The organism is Cryobacterium sp. M23 (genome assembly GCF_002929655.1).
GTDB classification, from domain to species: domain Bacteria; phylum Actinomycetota; class Actinomycetes; order Actinomycetales; family Microbacteriaceae; genus Cryobacterium; species Cryobacterium sandaracinum.
Map to the genome: position 1 here is coordinate 1 of NZ_PJJV01000054.1, position 20,834 is coordinate 20,834.

Sequence of the window (20,834 nt, forward strand, 5' to 3'; positions counted from 1 at the left end):
CAACCGGTCGGCGGCGCATTGCGACCTGGACCATTCCCTGGATTGGCAGTTCGACGGCCTGACCGCGCACGACAACCTCGCACATCTGTGTCCGGCGTGTCATGCGTTGAAGAGCGAGACCGGGTGGCGGGTGTTGCACCTCGGTGGCGGCACGCTTGAGTGGACGTCGCCGACCGGGCGCACGTTCGTGAGTGAGCCGGCCACGGTCATCCGCTCGGTGTCGACCACACCGTCGCCCGCCCCACCCGGCCGGGATGCCCAGTCAGGGGTGCCCACGCCGTTCTGAGGACGCGCGCGGCAGATACGCGAAACCGACCAGGAGTGCACCCGCGAACCATCCGCCGGGCGGAGCGCCCACCGGTAGCCACAGGAGAAGCATTGTTCCGACCAGGATCAGTAGTCCGGCGAGCACGGCGAAGAGACGCATCCCGTAAAGGAAAACGAACGGCAGATAATGCGCACCGACGATGATCATGCTTGCCGGGAAGAACAGGTTCGGTTCGGTCAGTCCCAGGGCAACGGTCACGAGCATGCCCGAAGGGACGGTGAATGCGATCTGCGTCGCGAGCGCCGCCATCGGATGGCCCTTGGGCAATGCCGCTGGCCCGCCGGCGGTTCGAAGCGTGAGCGTCGTCAGGGGAAAAATCAGCATCCCACCCAGGAACAGCGTTGCGATCGATGCGCATGGCGACAATCAAGTCGCCACGGCCGCCGCGATCAGCCACAGTATTCCTGAAACCAATTGACCGACGAAGCCGCCGCGGTAGACACGTCGAACGTGCGCCTGAGCCTCATCAATCCGCACAACGGCATCGTCCCACGAGTCGGCCGCTAGCCTGTCCACACGCTTGCTGGTCGGGCGTGACAGACCGGGTCATCCCGTTGTCTTGTCAGGTCCGAACGACGAGCAGAGCACGTCGCGCACCAGCTGTGCGGTGGAGGCGATCTCTCGTTTCGTGATGCCGTACTCGCGGGCGGACTCGGTGCGAACGACGGCGGCCTCACGGCGAGCGGCACGCACTATGAGCACGGTGTAGACGACGCCGACGAGTAGCAGGATTCCACCGTCGAGCCGCGTGAGTAGCCCATCCCCGGCGAAGATCAACATCAGATCGGATGCGCCGACGATCGTCGGCAGAAATGGTGCCGACCGCGACCACCGTGACGCCGATCAGGGCGAGCAAGCCGATGACGAACTCACCCAACCCAATCATGCGTTGAGACTACTCACGGACCTTGCCCGGGCACCCAAAAACCGGTGAGGTTGACGCGTGGTGCGCATTAGGGCTCATGATGAGAAAATCGCTCACCCGGACCCATCCCTCCGGTGTCTGATCGCCGAACGCGGCCGGGCGTCTGCGAGCATGAGTGCATGGACTTGGGTAATGAGGCAACGATCGGCGGGTGCTGGTTTGCGCTGACACTCGTGAATGCAGGGCTTGCTGAGTTGAAAGGACGCGGTTGACTGCTCTGGTGGTTGTTATCCCTTGTCCTTGTGCCGATCGCAACTTTCCTCATCGTGGTGATGCCGCGCGGCGATCTCCGATTCTGAAGTCCAAGATTCATCCACCTGTTCGGTTCGGATGGCGGCGAAGAGCCCGAGGCGCATCGTCACGGTCGTCAGTTTCGTAAGTCGAGATCCTCGACGAGGTGGGCGACTCGCGTGCGTGCTGCCACTTTCAGGCCGCGGATGGGGCGCGGCAGCGAGGCGGGAGGAACGAGCCCCAGGTGTTCCGCGATCGTGGCCGTCACTCGCAGACTGCCGTGAGCGGCGAACATCTCCCAGAGCGGCTGCAGACGCTGCGATTCAGCGTCGGCCGCAGCGGTATCTCCTGCTTGTGCTGCGCGGGTGATCGTGAGGGCCAGTGCGGGGAGTGTGCCGCCGATCACCGAGTACCAAACCTCGCATCCCGCATTGAGCCCGGTCGCGGCCGCGCTGTCCCCAGAGATCCCGACGGTGACGTGCTCGGGAACGAGCGAGCGAATCGCGTCGACACGGGCCCGTGCTTCATCGGGAACGGTGGGAAGGCCTGGAATCTTGATCGACGTCACGTTCGGCAGGGTCCCGATGCGTGCGTACAGTTCGTCGGAGAAGGTGAAGTGGGTTGTGCCCGGGTTGTCGTACACCACAAGCGGAACGGAGAGCCCCGCCGTGACGTCTTCGTAGAGGCCGAACACGTCGTCCTCGGTGAGTGTCTGATACGACATAGGGGCAAGGAGCACGCCGGATGCCCCCGCGTTCTGGGCGTCCTCGGCCAGTGCTTGCACTCGAGAGGTGCGCAGCGCGCCGATGCCGACCATCACGGGGGTGCTCCCCGCAGCCTGAACGGCGGTGTCAGCGACGAGGCGGCGCTCCTCACGGTCGAGGTAGGCATGGGAACCAGTGGAGCCGAGCGCGGTGATCGAGTCGACGCCGGCGGTGCTCAGCCGCGTCACGAGACGTGCATACGCATCCTGCTGGAACACGTCGTCGCAGAGGGGTGTCAGCGGGAAGGCGTTGAGTCCGGTGAACATGTGGGGGCTCCTGTCTGGGACACGGGTGCGGGAACACGCGGTGCATCCCGTTGTGCGGCGGCTCCGGCGAGAACGACGAAGATGATCGCTCCGGCCATGAGGCGCAACCACGCCGTTCCGGCAGCACCGACTGTCGCGATCAGGTCGACGGAGAGCGCCGAGCCGAGCTGAACAGACAGCATGGCCGTGACAGCAAGCGCCGAGGCGGGAATCGGGATGCTGCGTTGGTTCATGTCAGGCATTTCCGGACAGTGCGTTTGCTCCGAGCCGGCGCTGCGCGACCTGAACGTCCGAGCCGAGACGAGTGAGCTCCCGCTCGAGCTCCCGAGCTGCTGCCAATAGTGCGTCGTCGTCGAGCGGTTCGAGTGCGTCGAGGATGAACAGGGCGCTGGTGGTGGTGTCGGTGAGCTGGGTGTGACGTGCTTGACGCCAGTTCCAGCGTCGACACGTCACACCGCCCGCGTCGGTCCACACGACCTCCCCGGCGTCGGGATGCTCAGTCACGGATGTGCCCTCGGACATGATCTCGAAAGGTTCCGACCCGGTTGCGCGGATCAGGCGTGGTGCTCCGACGTAGTGCGCCAGGTCCTCCCCGCCGAGCGGCACCACGTGCAGAATCGAGATTGCGTTGTACAGGTCCGTGAGTCGATTCACACGGGGCAGCCCGGATGCCGCGCGGCGCATGAGCGCCTCCAGACTGTTGCGGGTGCGCTGCGGCTTCGCACCGAACGCCCGGTACGCCTGGCGCCACGCGGCAATGTGCGGAACCTCCTCGACAGCCTGTTGCTGGAGAGTGGAGCGGGCGGCCTCTTCCGCCGCGAGGAGCAGCGCCTCGCTTGCCTCATCACTCGGGCCGGGCTCGAGTCCATCGACAGCGACCAACACCGCCCGGTAGTCGGGCCGTAACGCAAAGACGTCATCGTCGACTCGGGCGGCGTCGAGGAACGTGTTCAAGGCCGTCTGCTCAGGCATCAACGCGTTCCGTTCGGGTAGCCGAGCCGACGCCCGGGTCAAACACTGTCAGTGAGAATCTTGCTGCGTGCGGGCCGGCGTTGACGTAGGAATGGGCTACGTCGCCGGGGAAGGAGAGCGCGTCGCGATCGTTGAGCGTGATCGTCTGTTCTCCCGACGAAATCGAGATCGTTCCCATGTGCACCTGCACGAGCTTTTTCGTGCCGGCCGTATGCGGTTCACTCACATGTCGATCGCCTGCTTCGAGGGTCCAGTCCCACAGTTCGACGACGTGCGGCGGAATAGTCACCGCGACGAGCGCTCCGCGCCCGCCGTGCGCGCCGGTCCACAGCACCGCGCCCTTGCCCCTTCGGATGACTTTCATCGGCTTCGATCGGGGCGGTTCGACCAGATCGGGGAGGCCCACGCCGAGGGCGCCACTGATCCGGAGCAGTGTCCCTACGCTCGGGTTCGCGGCACCCTGCTCGATGTTGACCAGCATTCGGCGACTCACCCCGGTTCCTTCCGCCAGCTGGTCAAGAGTCCACCGACGTTGTTGGCGTTCGTGTTTGACGCGTACACCGATGGCGGTCGCAAGTTCCGCAGCACTTTTTTCCACAAGTGCACGATAGTGCACTATTAGTGCATCAATCAGAGTTTTCCCTCGGGTACCAACAGTTGGTCTCAGTGGGGGAGGATGACGATCTTGCCGATGTGTCGTCGCTCGGAGAACTCCGTTTGGGCTTCGGCGATCTCGGTCAGGGCAAACGTGCTGCTGACCTGAGGACTGACCTGCCCGCCGCGTGCAAGCTCGACGAGCCGACGAAAATGAACCCGGGTGTGCATCGAGGATCCGATCAGCTGCACATTGTGAAGATAGAGGCGGCGGAGGTCGAAGTCGATCACCGGCCCCGCCACAGCACCCGCGATCACCCAGCACCCGTTGTCCCGAAGCATCGGCATCATGGTGGAGACCCCCGGTCCACCGGCGATGTCAGCAACCACGTCCAACCCCGCCGGATGCTCCCGTCACGAGCACGGTTTCGCCGCCTCGCACGTTGGCGCGTTCGAGCATTCCGATCGCGGTGCCGAATGCCACAGGCAGGCACGCCAGCTGCACATCCGATAGCGGGGAATCCTGCACGTCATGAGCATGAGTGGCATCCACGGCGACGTACTGCGCGAACCCGCCATCGGCCTCGCTGCCCAGGTACCCCACCGGAGACGCATTCTCGCTTTCGCATCCGTAGATAGCCGGGTCCACGAGCACCCGGCGACTCAACAGTTCTTCGGTCACACCATGACCCACCTCGACGACAATGCCGGTGATATCCCCACCCTGAATGCGCGGAAAATCAAACGAACCCAGCCAGCCGGCCTGCGCCGTGGGATCTTCCGACAACCCATATGCTCCCTGGCGCGTCCAAATGTCTGTGTTGTTGACGGCAGCCGCTGTTACTTTCACCAGCACCTGGTGGTCCTGCGGCCGCGGCCGGAGCCAATCGTGGTGCAATTCCAATGCTTCGGTGCCACCGAATCTCGTCAGTACGGCTGCCGTCATCACGTTATTCATCCTTCAAGCCTGCCAGTGTCAGCAGGCTTTCGTGAAGTGGGTTCCGCCGAAGCCCTGCGAGACACTTCAGATTCCCCGGTTTCGCGGTGTTGGACTAGGCCAACACCAAGCCGAACAATCTCATCCATATTTCGGGTTGCCAACGAGGGCATCGCCTTCACAGAACGAGTTCCTGCCCACCGTGCACGGGTTCGACGCGTTCTTCGGCAACCTCTACCACTTGAAAACCGAGGAGGAGACGGAAACCGACCGCCGCCGTCGTGCAAAGTCAGATCGGGCATACCCCAGTGTCCCGCGCAACCGTTCCTGCCGTTTCAGTCCTCCAGAGCCTCGCCCCGTTTCTCGGGGAGTCCAAGAGCGCCGAGTGCAGCGACCACGAAGAACATTGCGAAGACCGTGAAAAGAAGTGCGGTCCCGCCCACCTCGCGTAGCATCGGCACGGCCAGCGGAGCCAGGATCGCGGCGATCCGACCAACGCCGGCTGCCCAGCCGGCCCCGGTGGCACGGATGCGGGTCGGGTACAGCTCCGGGGTCATTGCGTAGAGCGCTCCCCACGCACCCAGGTTAAAAAAGGAAAGCAGCATGCCGGCACCGATCACCTGGGTGGCATCGCCGGCTACCGCGAATAACGCCGCCGCAAGTGCCGAGCCGGCAAGGAATACGGCCAGTGTCCTGCGCCGTCCCCAACGCTCGATAAGGTACGCCGAAGCGGCATAACCCGGCAGTTGGGCCACGGTGATGATCAGCGTGTACGCGAAGGAGCGAACGAGCGAGTATCCCGACGCGACCAGGATGGTCGGAAGCCAGATGAAGGCGCCATAGTAGGAGAAGTTCACGCAGAACCAGACCAGCCACAGCGCACCGGTTCGGCGACGCAGGCCGCGCGACCACAGCGCGGTGACGCGTGTCCGGGAACCGGTTTTGATCGGCCCCTCACCTGTCTTTGTGGGGCACGCAGAATCATAGGGTCCGGCGGTGATTCCGGCGGACTTTTCGAAACGTCGGACGGTCGACTCCGCCTCAGAGAGGCGGCCACGCGACTCGAGGAAGCGAACCGATTCCGGCAGCCGAAGGCGCACGACCACCGCGTACACGGCCGGAACCGCTCCGACAGCCAGTGCCCAGCGCCAGCCGTCGGCCGATGACGGTACGACCAGGTACCCGATGACTGCGGAAACGGTCCAGCCAATGGCCCAGAAGGATTCGAGGATGACGATGATGCGGCCGCGAATTCGTGGAGGCGCGAACTCGCTCACGAGCGTCGAAGCGACCGGGAGCTCACCGCCAAGACCGAGCCCCACGATAAATCGCCATGCAATGAGTACGGCCACAGTCTCGGACAGTGCCGACGCTCCCGTCGCGAGACCATAAACGAGAAGGGTGAGAGCGAAAACCTGGCGTCGGCCGATACGGTCGGCCAGCAAACCACCGAGAACTGCACCAATGGCCATACCGACGAACCCGGCGGATGCGATCCAGGACAGCTCCGCGTCGGAGACTTGCCATTGCACCGCCAATTGTGCGAGAACGAAAGAAATGAGTCCAACGTCCATCGCATCCAGAGCCCAGCCCAGGCCGGAACCCACAAGCACACGGCGGTGCTCCCGGGTGAACGGCAGCGCATCCAATCGCTCGGATCGACTGGGGCGTGCGCGAACTTCAGACATCAGGTTCCCAATTCAGCGTTTGTGACCAGGCGGCGAACTGAGGGTGAAGCGTCTGCCGGATAATTGAACCCTATTGCACGAGACCTGCCCGACGTGAGTGTGTCATGGAGCGGCGGCGCCGGGGTGCGAGACTGGCCAGACACAGTCGGCCGAGCGGGCGTACCCGCACTAGCCCAAGGAGTTCAACGATGAACACACCCACCACAGCATCCGTCCCAGCGCCTACTACTGGCCTCTCCGCCCGCGTCGAACGAGCAGATCTCGATGTCGCCTCCTCATTCGCCGCGTTCGTCGAGAACGAGGCGCTGCAGGGAACCGGCATCACCGCGGACGCCTTTTGGCTTGGGCTGAGCACGCTGATCAGCGACCTCACTCCCCGGAACACTGAGTTGCTCGGCATCAGGGATGACCTGCAGGCCCAGATCGATGCCTTTCACCGGGCTAACCCCGGCCAGCCTGACCCGGGCGAGTACCGTGCTTTCCTCACCAGGATCGGGTACCTCGCGCCCGAACCCGGGGACTTCACCATCACCACCTCGAACGTCGATGCGGAGATCGCGTCGCAGGCGGGACCCCAGCTTGTCGTTCCGCTGCTCAACGCGCGGTTCGCTGTCAACGCGGCGAACGCCCGCTGGGGTTCGCTTTACGACGCGCTGTACGGCACTGACGCGATATCCGATGACGGCGGTGCGTCCCGGGCGGATTCCTACAACGCCGTCCGCGGCGGACGGGTGATCGCGCGCGGACGGGCTCTGCTTGACCAGGCCATCCCACTCGAACGGGGCTCGCACGCTGATGCCGTCGCTTACCGAGTCGAGAACGGTGCGCTGGTCGTGGCTTTGAAAGACGGATCATCCGCTGTCCTGGAGTCGCCCTCGGCGCTGGTCGGCTACAGGGGAGAGGCGTTGGAACCGTCGTCCGTGCTCTTCCGACATCACGGACTGCACCTCGACGTGATCATTGATCGGACCGCACCTATCGGGGCCACGGACAGCGCGGGCATCCAGGACATCGTGCTCGAGTCCGCTGTCACCACGATCATGGACCTCGAAGACTCGGTTGCCGCAGTCGACGCCGACGACAAGGTACTCGGCTACCGCAACTGGCGCGAACTCATGCGCGGCACACTGAATGAGACCGTCAGGAAGGGCGCCGGCGTCTTCATGCGCACCATGAACGGCGACCGCGTCTACACCGTTCCTACCGGCGGCGAGTTGACGCTGCACGGCCGAAGCCTGCTGCTGGTGCGCAACGTCGGGCACCTGATGCAGACCGACACCGTGCGGGATGCGTCCGGCGCCGAGGTGTTCGAAGGAATCCTCGACGCGGTGCTGACCGTTCTCGGTTCGTTCCCCGACCTCGTCGGCGAGGCCCGCGGCGGCAACTCACGCACCGGCTCGGTGTACATCGTCAAGCCGAAAATGCACGGCCCCCACGAGGTCGCGTTCACCGTCGACCTGTTCGCCCGGGTGGAGCAGCTCCTCGGCCTGCCCCCACTCACCGTGAAGATCGGGATCATGGACGAAGAACGGCGAACGACGCTCAACTTGCGGGCCTGTATCGCCGTTGCCGCCGAGCGAATCGTCTTCATCAACACGGGATTCCTCGATCGCACGGGCGACGAGATCCACACCTCCATGCACGCCGGGCCAGTGGCCACCAAGAGCTCGATACGTTCCATGACCTTCATGGCTGCCTACGAGAACGCGAACGTCGACGCCGGTCTCGCGGCGGGCTTTCCCGGCCGTGCCCAGATCGGCAAGGGCATGTGGGCCATGCCCGATCTCATGCACGACATGCTCGAGCAGAAGATTTCGCACCCCCGTTCCGGTGCAACCACAGCCTGGGTCCCGTCTCCCACAGCGGCGACGCTGCATGCGATCCACTATCACGAGGTCGACGTGGCCGCCCGTCAACACGAACTGGCCGGGCGGACAGGCCAGGCCCTGGACCCGATTCTCGTCCTCCCTCTCTCCGAGCGAGACCTCAGCGATGAGGAGCGCCTGACCGAGCTGAACAACAACGTTCAGTCGATCCTCGGCTACGTCGTTCGATGGGTCGATCAGGGGGTCGGGTGTTCCAAGGTTCCGGACATTCACGGCGTGGGGCTCATGGAGGACCGTGCGACGCTGCGCATTTCCAGTCAACTCCTCGCGAACTGGCTCACCCACGGCGTCATCAGCAAGACGGATGTCGACGCCAGCCTCGGGCGACTGGCGGCGGTCGTCGATGCACAGAATTCCGATGACCCGACCTATGAAGCGCTGATCGGCAGAACCGGGCCTGGGCTCGCGTTTCGGGCCGCCCGCCGACTCATCATCGACGGTGCATCCTCACCCAACGGATACACCGAGCCGATCCTCCACCAGGTCCGGAGGGCAAAGAAGCGTCAGGCTCCCGCGCGTCATTTGCTCTAACGGAACCTCATGCGGGCGGGTTGCAGTGCGGCAGCCGCCGGTGGCATACCTTCCCGGCGGGACCTACTTGATGCCGCCGGTTGGGCGTCCATCGAGCAGGTTGCTGGTGAACCTCGCGATGTCGTCCCGAAATTCGGCATAGGCGCTCGGGGCGTGCCCCTCCGAACGGACGAACACGTCCACTGCCTCGAGCGCTGAGGTGACGATGGAACGAGGTGAGCGCACTTCCCCTGATGAGTTTGCGGCACGGTATCGTATGCCGGGGTGATTCTCGTGCTGTCGTCATACAGGTTTCATTACGCATCTACTCGGTGTGGTTCACTGTGCTGAATTGACAGGTGGCTGCTCGTGATTGCGGCGGGACTTGACAAGCAGCACCACGCCGAGGGTCAGCCACCGAAGCATTCCCAGAGGGATCAGTGCCATGGAGGCGAGCCAGATCCCGGGCAGGTCGATCGCTGCTGCCGTCATCAATGGCCCAGCATTGAGCATCACGAGACGGAGGCCTGCGACTAATCCCAAGACACATAACCAGATCGGAAGGGGGCTGGAGTGAGCCCCGGCCACACAGATACCCACGGACCAGACAGATACCCACGGACCAGACAGCGAGCGTAATGAGGCCCGCCGCAAGGAAACCATGGGTTCCCAACATCTGAATGGTGAGGTATGCGGACTCGCCCCATCCCCTATTGACCGAGTCGATGTAGAGCAACGGCCCCACCGACTCGCGCAAGACCCCGTGCATGAACAAGAACGCAGCCGCGAAAAGTCCGAGCGCGCTCAGGCTTCGGCGCGTGATCATACTCGTGCGTGGCGTAAGCACATCTGAGATAGCGAAACTCGCCACGATGTACGCGAGTGCCATGATAAACACTGCGACCGCCGCCAAAGCGTAAAACTGCGGATACTGGCGCAGATAATGGAGGCTCACTGCGGGATTGTCGGTGTCATCGAAACCGAGAACCGGTCCCATCAGCTCAAGGGTAAACATCGCGATGCCTGACCGCCCGGCGACGATAACCGCTATCCCACCTGAGCGCAATGCTGACCGATTTATGTTCCCAACCGCCGTTTTTCTCCGATGCGGGACGCCTGTTGTTGTCGCTGGTTGCACGCATGGTGCACTCTTTTGGGATAGCTCCGCGCGGGCAAGCATGGCACGCCGGTCACGGTCTAGCGATGCATCGAATGGTACGCGCAAGAACGGTCGCGCGGAATGGATTTACCAGGCGCCTCCAAGTGCCCTGAGTGGATGACCAGTGACTCCTGGAACCCGCCGCGGCTATCGGCCAGCGCTCCATTTAGTACCTGCGGTGAAGTTCACTATCGAAGTGGCATATTGGGCGGCTCGCGCGGCCGCGCCGACGGTGGCACCTTTTGGTTCCTTCGACCTGCACAGAACTTCTGGCAACCGAGCAGGCGCCCGTACTTCGAGGCCTGGCTACCTGACGCTTTCCGCGTTGTGACTTCAAGGTGAACTGCCCTGACGACAGACTCGTTCGTCGGACGCCTATGGACCCAGGCTCGGCACCAATTTGCCGAGATTCCGAAGTCCCGGAAGAGTGGCATTCGGAAACCTCTTCCGGGCGGGTGTTCTTGTGCTTTCACGGCATCGTGAGGCTGAGCCAGCGTTCTTCGATGGCATAGCCGAGATGTTCATTCATGCGGATGCTGCCGGCGTTGATTTGAGCGCCACCCGTGCCGAAGATCCTGACGCCTTCGTCGGCCAACGCCGTGATCGATGCGGCCTTGACGGCAACGGCGAGCCCTCTGCGGCGGTAGGAACGGTGGACGGACGTGAATTCGGTTTCTGCGCGCGCAGCCATCAGGCTGATGACGCTGATGGCAACGAGTTGCCCGTCATTGATGGCGCCAAAAAAGCGGCGCCCGGATTCCCATAGTTCGAGTACGTCGGACTCGTTGCGGCGCGGCACGGATGTCGCTGGCGTGTACGGGTAGTCGGCGTGGTTCACGGCTTCGAGTGCTGTGACCTGAGGCGCCCAGCTGGCATCGAGTTCCTCGATCAGGAATCCTTGGTCCGTTGCCGCGACGACGGCCGCTTTCAGTACTATCAGGATGGCTGGATCGCTCAGGCGCAGGCGGGCACCCCACGATTCGCCGACAACAACGTACCCCGCCGCGGTTAGATGCTGCAGGCGTGGATCGTTGACTTGGACTACCTGGATATCCGCGTTCATGAGGCCTGCAGGCTTGCGATCATATCAAAAAGTCGGTCGCGATCACGTCGGTATAGTGCGGCATGCTCCACGAAATCATTGCGACTTGTGTCGGCGGCACGTTGATCCTTGAAAACGGCAAGATCCTCCATCCGGTGCGCTGCCGCACGGAGCACAGCAGCCTGATCGAACTCAGAGCCGTACGCACGGATGAGCGCATCGAGCCGGCCGAGGCGAGCATCCCAGTCCGGAGCGTCATGGTCTGCGTACCCGCCGAGCGGGACGAGCCGATATGCGAGGTACGCGAGGTCCCAAATCCGAGGCCCGGGGGAGGCCATATCGACGTCGATCAGACCCGTGATGTGCCCGTCTTGGAAGACCATGTTGTACGGTGCGATGTCGTTCAGGCACACCACCTCGATTGGCTGATGCGCAGGCAGCTGCCATATGGCGGCCGAGTGCGCGAGGGGCGCGCTGGCGTCATGCACCCTTCGGAGCAAGGACCCGGCCTCGTGCAGGATCTTGGGCGACCAGATCCAGCCGGGCATTGGGTGGTGGCCGACGATTCCCGGAAGTTAAGAGAGCACTTCGCGGCCCTGCTCGTCCAGGCCCAAGGGCTCAGGTACTTCCGTCACTCCCGCCGCGCGGAGTGTGCTCAGAAGTTGATGGACCGCGGGAGTCCAAGGACCGGCGGGGCGGTGAACGGTGTCGCCTACCCGCACGACAATGCTCGAGTTTCCCCCGGCCAGAACCTCTTCATCCATCCCACAAACCTAAAGGCTGCAAGCGGAACCCTGGACGTGAGCGAGCCCGGCCAACGTCGCCAGTACCACCGAAAAGGTGGCAATTGAGCGTTAGAGCTTCTTGACCATTTTCAGTTCGCTCCTGCTGGTGTCGAGGTTGTATGGGACACGGTACCCGGTGGCCGCGAAGCCCCGACTTTCGGACGCCCGTCGCGCGCGCGCGTTCTCGTGCACAGGGAGAGTCAACCGGTCGGCGTCTCGCGAATCATCTCCGAGCACAGGTCACGAATTTCACGCCAGTCAGAATGATCTGTTGATCGGATCGAGAACCCCTATGTGCTCACCCGTTCATTCACGCCATTGAGCGATGCGAATTCACCGCCAGCTAGCGCTGCACTTCACTGACTTCTCTTTGGCTTCGGAAAGTGCGTTTCGCAAGGTTTCGGAGCAGTCGAGTGGAATAAGTCAGAATAGAGTGAATCCGTAACTATGGATATGCTAATAAGCATTGGTATACTTGATACATGTCCATGTTTGAGAAGAAGTCGGTCTGGCCGTTGATCGGCTGTGAAGAACGGCCGTGGCGAAGCGTCCAGGACGAGTATGGCCTACGAACCCAGAAGCGTCTGGCGTCAGGTCCGTACTTGGCGTCGGTGCCCGCGTTGATCTCTGATCTCGACATACCGTTCGACAGCGAGATGCATGCGCTGACTGAAGAGGCAGCCAGCGAGCTTGCCCGCTTCGATGCAGAAGTGGGGCAAATCGCTGCACCATTTGCGTCCATTCTCCTTCGAACCGAGAGTGCCTCCAGCTCCGAAATTGAGAACTTCACGAGCGGCGCTCGGCAGATCGCCTTGGCGGAGCTCGGTGAGCACGCCTCGAAGAATGCGCAGCTCATCGTCGGCAACGTCCGAGCGATGCAAGCGGCACTTGCCCTGTCTGAGTCGATCGACGGCAACGCCATCCTGGAGATGCATCGCGCTCTCCTTGAGCAAAGCAATCCTGACATCGTCGGTCACTGGCGTGACCAGCAGGTCTGGATCGGTGGCGGGAGTTTTGGGCCGCACACCGCACAGTTTGTCCCGCCCCATCAGGACCGCGTCCCCGCGCTCATGGACGACCTTGTTGCCTTCGCCAATCGAGTTGATCTTCCCGTGCTTGCCCAGACCGCGATCGCTCATGCGCAATTTGAAACAATCCATCCGTTCCCCGACGGAAATGGAAGGGTCGGTCGCGCACTCATCCAGGCGATGCTGCGTTCTGGAGGGCTCACTCAAAACGTTGCTGTTCCGGTCTCCGCGGGGCTGCTTCACGACACCGGTCGATATTTCGATGCCCTGAGCGCGTACCGGTCCGGGGATGTCGCCCCGATCATCCGTTCCATCGCGGAGGCGTCGTTCGCGGCGGTGCACAATGGTCGAATCCTTGTGGCTGACCTGGAAAGCGTGCAGGTGGAGTGGCGCGGGCGCATCAGCGCGAGACGAGATTCAGCGGTACACCGGCTCGTGGGTATTCTGCTTCGGCAACCCGTGATCGGCGCAGCCGCAGCCGCAGCTCAGCTCGGTATTTCGAGCGTCAATGCCCAGGTCGCTATCGATCGCCTTGTTGACGCCAACATTTTGACCCAAATCACAGACGGACGACGAAATCGAATTTGGCTAGCCAAGGACGTCGTTCAAGTCCTTGACGAGTTCGCCGCCCGAGCAAAGAGACGCCGATAGCAGAACGGTCTCCGCATCAACCTTCCAGCAGCCCGCTGGGAGATTGCGATATTGAATCCCACTTTCAGTGCGACGATGCAGGACGCCGGGTTGTTGACCCTGTGCTTGAGCTCGAGCCGGAGCAAGTCGCGCCTTTCAAATGCCCAGCGGTAGCCGAGGCGAGGGAGCGTGAGGCGAGGCCTTGGCCTCGGGCCTCGGCGGACACCCAGTAGTAGACCCTACCGGTGTCGTGTCGATGCTCCATGTTTCCGATGCCCACGTTGCCGACAGCCTTGCCGTCGACGCTGATTGCGAAGTTGCGCACGGACGGGCTGGATGGGGCGAGCTGAAGTGCGATGAATTCCTGGCAGCGCTCGAGCGTTGACAGGTCGGTGTCGCCGACCTGGGTTGCGAGGTCATCGTTGGCACCGAAGGCGCGAAGCAGGTGCCCGGTGTCAGATTCGTCCCATGGGCGACACTTCTGCACGCGATCGTCAGACCAAAGCGTCGGTCAACGCCGAGGCTTCTTCCCCGAATGGGGCGGTGCGGATAGCGATTCTGAACAGTAGGGTCGGGCCTCACGCGGTCGACGCGTCCAGTTGGGCGGGAACCTGACGAGGTGACACTCGACGACCTGCGGCTTTCAAAAAAGCGCATTTCACGTTCCGCACATGACTGCAACAGAAATGAGTGGAGCGATGACAGCCAGTTGGGTCCGCCTCTCACTCTGGGTTGCCGCCCTGGTCGCATGGTCCGCGCTCATCCTCGTCGGGCTGGTCCTGTTGGGGACAGGTCTCGATAATGCGTTTTATTTTGAGCCAACCGGTGGGGCTCTTGAACGCGATCGTGTGGGGAAGATTCTCATTCTCGTGGGTTCGGTCGCCCTTTTCGCTGCCGCGGTCTGGGCTCGGTCGATGCACGCCCCCATCTGGTCCTGCGCCCTCGTCGCAGCCCCGGCTGTCCTTGTCGGCGGCCTCACCTTGTTTTTTGGAGGTTCTCTGCTCCCGCACCTCAGCGCCTTGGTGGCTTTCCCTGTTGCCCTCGCTGGCCTGGTTTGCGGGCTTGTCCTCGCCAGGCCACTGCTTCGCGCTGGATCCACGGGCCTTAGCGCGTCGGTCGACCGTCAGGAATCAGACTGAGCTTCTGCCCGCCGTCGGCGTGTGCTGATCACTATCCATCTGAAGATGGCAGCGTTGATCGCAGCCAAGAGGAAGAATCCCAGGTAGTACAACGCCGCGCTCATGGTCAATGCTTCGACGGCGAATTCTGCTGGCCCGGACATTTGCGATGAACCCAGTGAACCGACGACATAGTAAGCAGTAGATAACGGCAACGTCAGAACCACGATGAGCAGAACCATCGCTTCGGGTGCGGCCGTCCCGCCGCCCNCCCAGTTCGAAGGCGCGCACCACGGACACTGCCGCAATGAGCCCGGCGACTGACACTAGGTAGGCGCCCATCGACCCCGCGGCCCAGGAGGGTAGGCGGCGGTTCCCTGTCGGCCTTACACGGTCGGACGTCATTTCCGAAAGCTACAGGCCTTGCCCGACTTCGGGCAACAAGGACCGTTCCGACGTCTCGGGGGAGTGGCCTTTGGAAACGGTCTCCGCATGAATCTCCCAGCAGCCCGTTGGGAGATTTTGCCGTGGAGGCCAGTGCCGTTAACGGCGGAATTCGTTCGCGAACTGGGGACACCGATCGATTTCAACTGTGTACACAGTACTTCTTTCAGGTCCGGGCGAGTGGATGGCGATTTCCGCTAGCTCCGGCTCCCCAGGAACTCCTCCAGCGCGGCGAGGTCATCCGTATTTATGTGGTCAACGCCGGCCTCGTGCAGCTCAGTCCAGATCGCTTCGCGGGCTTCGCCCGGAACATCGAGGGTTCCCCAGAAACGGACGCGGTAGCCCTGGGAGTGCGCCGACTGCACGTATTCGCGCAGCTTGACCTTTTCGCTTTCCGGCATCGGACCGACGCCCTGCCACACGAATAGCTTGTTCCAATTCTCACTGACCAGCGGCATGAGATCGGCTGGTATTCCAGATGTCAGGTCGCCGGAGCGGCCGTCATAGAAAGCCAACCGTGAGTCAAGATTTTGCATGGTTTTTAGAGGGCGGTTGCCGCTGACCACGGCGACAACCGGTCCGGATTTGGTTTTGCCGTTCGTGTACTTGGTCATGATCGAGCGATGCTCAGCCAGGTCTTCCTCGATCGCAGCGTAGGTACTCTCGCCGTCACTCTTTATGTCGATCAGAAGTTGGAAGCTGCCATCCCAGCCAGAGTAGACACTGCCAGCACGGCCGTCCACGAGGCGGTCGAGCGGATCCAGGTAGAGGCTTTCGAGAGTAACCCCCGCCTGGACATCCTCGAGATCGTGAGCGACGAGAAGCTCGCCATCTACGAGCCAAACATCGGCTTCCACACTGGTGAATCCGTGCTCGAGGGCATCAAATAACGGACGCTCATGCTCATAGTCATTGTGCGCGTGGGCGGCATCCTGCGGTTCGCCGAGCACGATGTCGGCCTGTGATGGTGCGGCCGCGCCGGTGACGGTAGCGAGGCCGACGAGGGTAACGAGAACCAAAGCGGAATTTTTGACGATCATGGAAGTCCATTTCTACAAAGTGTGTTCCGCCGAGAAAGTCCCGTCGAAATGAGATTGACCGCATTATCGGCTCCACGCGTGTTCCAGTGCACAAGCTGGTTCGGTTTCGAATGCGCAACGGCTACAGTTCTATCGGCGTCGGGTTAAGTGCTGGCGCCGGTCGAACCAACGCACCATGAACGGTCTGGGCCTGCGTGACCTTCTGCTCGCGTAAGAACCACGCTCCTAGCTCCACCAGTCCGACCTCGCGTCGCGCCGGCAGATTCGGTATTCACTGGAGGGCCGTCGGGGTGGTTCTAACAGTCGAATAGTCGCAGCGCTGGCATACCTTGTCATGCTTGCCGCGCTGACTTCAGGTGTTGTCGGCGCTGACTGTGCGGGCTCTGCCATCGAGCCGGATCGTATTGCCGTGCGGGACGATCAACTGGGTCTGGTGTGTCCGAATGGCACTCCGATACAGATCACAGCCTCGGAGTTATATCGAGAGACTTGCTCGATAATCGTGTCGCGCTGAACTGCGCGCAGTCGAGCGCGCTCGCCTGCGAACGGCACGGCCCGCCAGGCTGCCCGCAAGCCGGACCTTGAGCGCACTCGGGCTTGGAATTCGGGACCAGAAGCAAACGCATCCGGGCGGAGCGCCCGGATAACCCGCCCGGATAGCCCGCCCGGTGAGGATTCGCACTTGAGGGCGTCGACCGCAACAAACCCCAGCGGCAGGAAACCCCTGCCACGAGATGTCCTGGCGTGTCGTAGACGACCTGGCGCACGCCTCGACCCCAGGCGGCACCACAGCAGGGTCGAGGCCGTTTGCGGCTCGGTCAGAGGTCGGCGAGCATGCTCACAGGGTTCTCGATGCAGCGTGCGACGTAGGTGAGGAAACCGGCGGCGGTGCCTCCGTCACAGACCCGGTGGTCGAAGACCAGCGACAGCTCGACCACAGTGCGCACCGCGAGGGCGTGATTGACCACCCAGGGGCGCTCGATCATCCGTCCGATGCCCAGAATGGCGGCCTCGGGGTGGTTGATGATCGCGGCTGACCCGTCGACACCCAGAGCACCGAAGTTGTTCAGGGTGAAGGTGCCGCCGCTGAGTCGAGATGGGGGAAACGAGCCATCCGTTGCCTGGGTCACGATACCGGCGATCGCATCCCGGAGTTCGCGGGTGGTCAGTGAGTGGGCGTCGTGCACGACCGGCACCATCAGCCCCCGCGGGGTCTGAGCGGCAAGCCCGAGGTTGATGGCACCGCGTTGGAGGATCTCCTGGCTGGCCGTGTCGACTGAGGAGTTCAACAGCGGAAACCGGCGCAGTCCGGCGACCGTGAACCGGGCGATCAGCGCGGTCACGCTGAAGCGTTCGCCTGTGGCGTCGAAGAGACGGTCCCGCGCGGCGAAGACCTCGGTGGCGTCCACATCGAGCCAGACGGTTGCCTCGGGGATTTCCCGGCGCGAGGTGGTCATCCGCTCCGACACCACCCTGCGTAGGCCGGTGATCGGGATTCGGATGTCGTCGGTGGGTGCGGCCCGGGTTCCGACCGGCTCCGCCACGGGTGCAGGTTGGGCCAGTGCCGCGGGCTCGACCACCGGTGTGGACTCAACCGCTGCGGCCCGTTCTTGGATTGCCGATTCCACGTCCCGGCGCAGCACAAGCGCGTTGCTCCCGCTGCCGATTAGCAGGGTCGCGTCGAGGCCGTTTTCGCGGGCCAGACGCCGCACCAGCGGTGAGACCACGGGGGAGCGGCCGGCCGGGTAAGACGGAGAGGCCGGAGCCGATATCGGGGTGGCCGGAGTCACCTCGGAGACCGGTTCGACGATTGCCGCGACGACCGGAGCCGCTGAGCCGGGTCGCACGCCGAAGCGCGCAGTGGCAGGGCGCCGCACGGGACGCGTGTTCTCCCTCGTGCCGTAGCCGATGAGCACGGCACCGGATGCCGACCCGTCGACCTCCGCGACCGGAACCCCGGCTGCCATCGCTGCGGGCGTAACAGCAGTCCGAGCGGTCGGCCGTGCGGTGTCAACCTCGGCGGCATCCGTCACTGTCAGCAGCACCTGCCCGGCGTGAATGATCTGGCCGGCGACCCCGTTCAGGGCCTCGACCACACCGCCGAACGGCGACGGCAACTCCACGATGGACTTGGCCGATTCGACCTCCACCACGGGCTGGTCGATGGTGATGGTGTCGCCCACGGCGACCAGCCAGGAGACGATTTCGGCTTCGGTGAGTCCTTCGCCGAGGTCGGGCAGGATGAAATTCTGACCCATCAGTTCCACTCCCAGGTTCCGAGGGCGGTCAGGATGCGGTCGGGAGTGGGCAGAAAGTATTGCTCGAGCTTGGGGGAGGGATAGGGGATATCGAAACCCGTGATCCGCAGGATCGGCGCTGCCAGGTGGAAGAAGTTGCGCTCGGTCAGCCGGGCGGCGACCTCGGCCCCGTAGCCGCCGAACTGCGCCGCCTCGTGCAGCACAGCGGCGCGGGAGGTCTTCCGCAGGGAGGCGCCCACCGTCTCGTCGTCGAACGGGGAGAGGCTGCGCAGGTCGATCACCTCGATCGAGAGCCCCTCGGCGACGGCCAGCTCGGCTGTCGCGAGGGCCGTTTTCACGGTCGGACCGTAGGCGATCAGCGTGACATCGGTGCCCTCCCGCAGCACGACCGCAGTGGTCATCGGCGCGGTGCGCACAGGCAGGCTGAGCTCGGCTTTGGCCCAGTACCGGCTCTTGGGTTCGAGGAAAATGACCGGGTCGTCACAAGCAATGGCCTCGCGGAGCATTGAATAGGCATCCGCCGGATTCGATGGCGAGACCACCGTAAGGCCGGGCGTGGCCGTCCAGTAGGCCTCGGAGGAATCGGAGTGGTGTTCCACACCCCCGATGTCGCCGGCGTAGGGGATCCGGATCACAAGGGGCAGCTGGATGCGCCCACGGGTGCGGTTGCGCATCTTGGCCACGTGCGAAACGATCTGCTCGAACGCAGGGTAGCTGAACGCGTCGAACTGCATCTCGACCACCGGGCGCAGGCCGTACATGGCCATGCCGATCGCGGTGCCCACAATCCCCGATTCGGCCAGCGGCGAGTCGCTCACGCGGCTCTCCCCGAATTCGGCGTACAGCCCGTCGGTCACACGGAAGACGCCGCCGAGCGGGCCGACATCCTCACCGAACAGGACGACCGTCGGATCGTCGCGCATCGCGTCCTGGATCGCGGCGTTCAGCGCCGCCGCCATGGTGAGAGTGACCGGTGCGCGCAGGGGCGTCGGTGCGGTGTCGGGGAGCGTCATGAGTTGACTCCTGAGTGGGCGGCGACGGATGCTGCGACGGCGTGCTCGGCGTGCTCTGCGTGCTCTGCGTTCTCTGCGTGCTCGTCGAGCTCAGCTGCGAGGAAGGCTCGTTGTTCCGCCAGGGCGGCGCGCGGGGTCGCGTAGACGTGGTCGAACAGCTCCAGCGGATCCACTGGGGCGGACCGGGTCATGCATTCGCGGGTGTCCGCCGCCAGATCCTCGGCCTCGGCACGGATGTCCGCACGCTCCGCGTCGCTCAGCGCACCGATCTCGCACAGGTAGGTGTCCAGGCGGGTGATCGGGTCGCGGCGTCGCCAGATCTCCAGATCCCCGGGATCGCGGTAGCGGCTCGGGTCGTCGGAGTTCGTGTGTGCCTCCATCCGATAGGTCAGACCCTCGATCAGGGTCGGGCCGTGGCCGGCGCGGGCGTTCTCCATTGCCGACGAGGTGACCGCGTACATTGCGGCGACGTCGTTGCCGTCCACGAAGTAGCCGGGCATCCCGTAGCCGATGGCCTTGTCGGCGATGGTGCGGCAGCGCATCTGCTTGTCCAGCGGCACGCTGATCGCGTACTGGTTGTTCTGCACCACGAAGACGACCGGGGCCTGCCAGACGGCAGCAAAGTTGAACGCCTCGTGGGCGTCGCCCTCGCTGGTGGCGCCGTCGCCGAGCAGGGTCAGTGCGACGGTGCGCTCCCGTTTGAGCTTGGACGCGGTCGCGAGCCCCACGGCGTGCAGCGCCTGGGTAGCCAGAGGGGTGGCCTGCGGGGCGATCCGGTGGGCGTTCTGGTCGTAGCCGCTGTGCCAGTCCCCGCGGAACGAGGCCAGGATGTGCTCGGGCGGCACGCCGCGGGTCAGTAGGGCGATGCTGTCCCGGTAGGTGGGGAAGAGCCAGTCCTCGGCGCCGAGGGCGGCGACCGCGGCGATCTCGCAGGCCTCCTGGCCGAGAGCTGACGGGTACGTTGCCAGGCGTCCCTGCCGGGTCAGCGCGGTGACCTGCACGTCGAACCGGCGGGCGACGACCATGCGCCGGTAGAGATTGAGCAGTGTGGTCGGGTCCGGCAGGGTAAACCCGAAGGCCTCATCGAGTGGCGCGGCGCGACCGGTGTCATCGATCAGGCGGAGGGGACGCGGCGCGGTGAGGGGGCTCTCAACCAGGCTCTCGACATTGAGGCTCATGTCGCAATGGTGGGGCATCTCCGCGCCGTCGACGATGC

At 63.7% G+C, this 20,834-nt stretch carries 21 protein-coding genes and 1 pseudogene; 3 read left to right on the top strand and 19 right to left on the bottom strand.

What is annotated here, in order from left to right; translation table 11 throughout:
• A pseudogene (locus tag CXY82_RS17825) lies at window positions 1-286 on the top strand (HNH endonuclease); the annotation flags it as partial.
• Here the strand turns inward: CXY82_RS17825 and CXY82_RS03535 are convergent.
• The 9 genes from CXY82_RS03535 to CXY82_RS03580 form a co-directional block, all read right to left on the bottom strand.
• Complete coding sequence (locus CXY82_RS03535; protein ID WP_104169708.1) at window positions 263-652, bottom strand: hypothetical protein; 390 nt, start codon at window positions 650-652, stop codon at window positions 263-265. The pseudogene CXY82_RS17825 and the gene CXY82_RS03535 overlap by 24 nt on opposite strands.
• Window positions 653-874: 222 nt before the next feature.
• On the bottom strand, window positions 875-1,108 hold the full coding sequence (locus CXY82_RS03540) for a hypothetical protein (protein ID WP_104169709.1): 234 nt from the start codon (window positions 1,106-1,108) through the stop codon (window positions 875-877).
• Between the two features lie 512 nt (window positions 1,109-1,620).
• Window positions 1,621-2,514 (bottom strand): dihydrodipicolinate synthase family protein, encoded by an 894-nt coding sequence (locus CXY82_RS03550; protein WP_104169710.1) that lies wholly within the window; start codon window positions 2,512-2,514, stop codon window positions 1,621-1,623.
• Window positions 2,484-2,756: a hypothetical protein gene (locus CXY82_RS17830; protein WP_233194142.1), complete on the bottom strand. Its 273-nt coding sequence runs from the start codon at window positions 2,754-2,756 to the stop codon at window positions 2,484-2,486. Before CXY82_RS17830 ends, CXY82_RS03550 begins: the two co-directional genes overlap by 31 nt.
• Complete coding sequence (locus CXY82_RS03560; protein ID WP_104169711.1) at window positions 2,749-3,486, bottom strand: B3/4 domain-containing protein; 738 nt, start codon at window positions 3,484-3,486, stop codon at window positions 2,749-2,751. The genes CXY82_RS17830 and CXY82_RS03560 overlap by 8 nt, the downstream gene beginning before the upstream one ends.
• Window positions 3,479-4,102, bottom strand: a complete 624-nt coding sequence (locus tag CXY82_RS03565) for a helix-turn-helix domain-containing protein (RefSeq protein WP_370443675.1) — start codon at window positions 4,100-4,102, stop codon at window positions 3,479-3,481. Before CXY82_RS03565 ends, CXY82_RS03560 begins: the two co-directional genes overlap by 8 nt.
• Window positions 4,103-4,149: 47 nt before the next feature.
• The gene (locus CXY82_RS17520) at window positions 4,150-4,470 is read right to left on the bottom strand and encodes a zinc-binding dehydrogenase (RefSeq protein WP_199180874.1); all 321 of its coding nucleotides are present in this window, start codon (window positions 4,468-4,470) and stop codon (window positions 4,150-4,152) included.
• The gene (locus CXY82_RS17525) at window positions 4,460-5,038 is read right to left on the bottom strand and encodes an alcohol dehydrogenase catalytic domain-containing protein (protein WP_199180875.1); all 579 of its coding nucleotides are present in this window, start codon (window positions 5,036-5,038) and stop codon (window positions 4,460-4,462) included. The genes CXY82_RS17520 and CXY82_RS17525 overlap by 11 nt, the downstream gene beginning before the upstream one ends.
• A 314-nt stretch (window positions 5,039-5,352) precedes the next feature.
• On the bottom strand, window positions 5,353-6,705 hold the full coding sequence (locus CXY82_RS03580; protein ID WP_104169713.1) for an MFS transporter: 1,353 nt from the start codon (window positions 6,703-6,705) through the stop codon (window positions 5,353-5,355).
• A gap of 188 nt (window positions 6,706-6,893) precedes the next feature.
• Between CXY82_RS03580 and CXY82_RS03585 the strand changes: the two genes are divergently transcribed.
• Entirely contained in the window at window positions 6,894-9,122 is a 2,229-nt protein-coding gene (locus CXY82_RS03585) for a malate synthase G (RefSeq protein WP_104169714.1), read from the top strand.
• A 63-nt stretch (window positions 9,123-9,185) separates the two neighbouring features.
• On the opposite strand, the gene CXY82_RS17230 is transcribed toward CXY82_RS03585, so the two are convergent.
• The 4 genes from CXY82_RS17230 to CXY82_RS03595 all read right to left on the bottom strand — a co-directional run bounded on the left by CXY82_RS17230 (window position 9,186) and on the right by CXY82_RS03595 (window position 11,850).
• The gene (locus tag CXY82_RS17230) at window positions 9,186-9,347 is read right to left on the bottom strand and encodes a hypothetical protein (protein ID WP_158252121.1); all 162 of its coding nucleotides are present in this window, start codon (window positions 9,345-9,347) and stop codon (window positions 9,186-9,188) included.
• Between the two features lie 93 nt (window positions 9,348-9,440).
• On the bottom strand, window positions 9,441-9,593 hold the full coding sequence (locus CXY82_RS17235; protein WP_158252122.1) for a hypothetical protein: 153 nt from the start codon (window positions 9,591-9,593) through the stop codon (window positions 9,441-9,443).
• Between the two features lie 1,136 nt (window positions 9,594-10,729).
• A complete protein-coding gene (locus CXY82_RS03590; protein WP_104169715.1) occupies window positions 10,730-11,323 on the bottom strand; it encodes a GNAT family N-acetyltransferase in 594 nt (197 codons plus the stop codon).
• Complete coding sequence (locus tag CXY82_RS03595; RefSeq protein WP_233199188.1) at window positions 11,320-11,850, bottom strand: phosphotransferase; 531 nt, start codon at window positions 11,848-11,850, stop codon at window positions 11,320-11,322. Before CXY82_RS03595 ends, CXY82_RS03590 begins: the two co-directional genes overlap by 4 nt.
• A gap of 719 nt (window positions 11,851-12,569) precedes the next feature.
• On the opposite strand from CXY82_RS03595, the gene CXY82_RS03600 reads away from it, so the two are divergent.
• Window positions 12,570-13,766, top strand: a complete 1,197-nt coding sequence (locus tag CXY82_RS03600) for a Fic family protein (RefSeq protein WP_104169716.1) — start codon at window positions 12,570-12,572, stop codon at window positions 13,764-13,766.
• Window positions 13,767-13,830: 64 nt separating this feature from the next.
• Here the strand turns inward: CXY82_RS03600 and CXY82_RS03605 are convergent, their stop codons facing one another.
• The 6 genes from CXY82_RS03605 to pdhA form a co-directional block, all read right to left on the bottom strand.
• A complete protein-coding gene (locus CXY82_RS03605; protein WP_104169717.1) occupies window positions 13,831-14,232 on the bottom strand; it encodes a GNAT family N-acetyltransferase in 402 nt (133 codons plus the stop codon).
• A gap of 636 nt (window positions 14,233-14,868) precedes the next feature.
• Window positions 14,869-15,105, bottom strand: coding sequence for a hypothetical protein (locus tag CXY82_RS16980; RefSeq protein ID WP_146069044.1), 237 nt, complete (start codon window positions 15,103-15,105; stop codon window positions 14,869-14,871).
• 399 nt (window positions 15,106-15,504) lie between these two features.
• Window positions 15,505-16,347: a phosphatidylinositol-specific phospholipase C/glycerophosphodiester phosphodiesterase family protein gene (locus CXY82_RS03615; protein WP_104169719.1), complete on the bottom strand. Its 843-nt coding sequence runs from the start codon at window positions 16,345-16,347 to the stop codon at window positions 15,505-15,507.
• An 818-nt stretch (window positions 16,348-17,165) separates the two neighbouring features.
• Window positions 17,166-18,605, bottom strand: a complete 1,440-nt coding sequence (locus CXY82_RS03625; RefSeq protein ID WP_104169750.1) for a dihydrolipoamide acetyltransferase family protein — start codon at window positions 18,603-18,605, stop codon at window positions 17,166-17,168.
• Window positions 18,605-19,618, bottom strand: a complete 1,014-nt coding sequence (locus tag CXY82_RS03630) for an alpha-ketoacid dehydrogenase subunit beta (protein ID WP_104169720.1) — start codon at window positions 19,616-19,618, stop codon at window positions 18,605-18,607. Before CXY82_RS03630 ends, CXY82_RS03625 begins: the two co-directional genes overlap by 1 nt.
• Window positions 19,615-20,796, bottom strand: a complete 1,182-nt coding sequence (gene pdhA, locus CXY82_RS03635) for a pyruvate dehydrogenase (acetyl-transferring) E1 component subunit alpha (protein WP_104169721.1) — start codon at window positions 20,794-20,796, stop codon at window positions 19,615-19,617. The genes CXY82_RS03630 and pdhA overlap by 4 nt, the downstream gene beginning before the upstream one ends.
• Window positions 20,797-20,834 lie beyond the last annotated feature (38 nt).

Bases quoted from the DNA above. Each gene is read 5' to 3' on its own strand.
- CXY82_RS03535 (WP_104169708.1), bottom strand. From the start codon at position 652: ATGCTGATTTTTCCCCTGACGACGCTCACGCTTCGAACCGCCGGCGGG.
- CXY82_RS03540 (WP_104169709.1), bottom strand. From the start codon at position 1,108: ATGTTGATCTTCGCCGGGGATGGGCTACTCACGCGGCTCGACGGTGGA.
- CXY82_RS03550 (WP_104169710.1), bottom strand. From the start codon at position 2,514: ATGTTCACCGGACTCAACGCCTTCCCGCTGACACCCCTCTGCGACGAC.
- CXY82_RS17830 (WP_233194142.1), bottom strand. From the start codon at position 2,756: ATGCCTGACATGAACCAACGCAGCATCCCGATTCCCGCCTCGGCGCTT.
- CXY82_RS03560 (WP_104169711.1), bottom strand. From the start codon at position 3,486: ATGCCTGAGCAGACGGCCTTGAACACGTTCCTCGACGCCGCCCGAGTC.
- CXY82_RS17525 (WP_199180875.1), bottom strand. From the start codon at position 5,038: ATGAATAACGTGATGACGGCAGCCGTACTGACGAGATTCGGTGGCACC.
- CXY82_RS03580 (WP_104169713.1), bottom strand. From the start codon at position 6,705: ATGTCTGAAGTTCGCGCACGCCCCAGTCGATCCGAGCGATTGGATGCG.
- CXY82_RS03585 (WP_104169714.1), top strand. From the start codon at position 6,894: ATGAACACACCCACCACAGCATCCGTCCCAGCGCCTACTACTGGCCTC.
- CXY82_RS17235 (WP_158252122.1), bottom strand. From the start codon at position 9,593: ATGACGGCAGCAGCGATCGACCTGCCCGGGATCTGGCTCGCCTCCATG.
- CXY82_RS03590 (WP_104169715.1), bottom strand. From the start codon at position 11,323: ATGAACGCGGATATCCAGGTAGTCCAAGTCAACGATCCACGCCTGCAG.
- CXY82_RS03595 (WP_233199188.1), bottom strand. From the start codon at position 11,850: ATGCCCGGCTGGATCTGGTCGCCCAAGATCCTGCACGAGGCCGGGTCC.
- CXY82_RS03600 (WP_104169716.1), top strand. From the start codon at position 12,570: ATGTCCATGTTTGAGAAGAAGTCGGTCTGGCCGTTGATCGGCTGTGAA.
- CXY82_RS16980 (WP_146069044.1), bottom strand. From the start codon at position 15,105: ATGGTTCTGCTCATCGTGGTTCTGACGTTGCCGTTATCTACTGCTTAC.
- CXY82_RS03615 (WP_104169719.1), bottom strand. From the start codon at position 16,347: ATGATCGTCAAAAATTCCGCTTTGGTTCTCGTTACCCTCGTCGGCCTC.
- CXY82_RS03625 (WP_104169750.1), bottom strand. From the start codon at position 18,605: ATGGGTCAGAATTTCATCCTGCCCGACCTCGGCGAAGGACTCACCGAA.
- CXY82_RS03630 (WP_104169720.1), bottom strand. From the start codon at position 19,618: ATGACGCTCCCCGACACCGCACCGACGCCCCTGCGCGCACCGGTCACT.
- pdhA (WP_104169721.1), bottom strand. From the start codon at position 20,796: ATGAGCCTCAATGTCGAGAGCCTGGTTGAGAGCCCCCTCACCGCGCCG.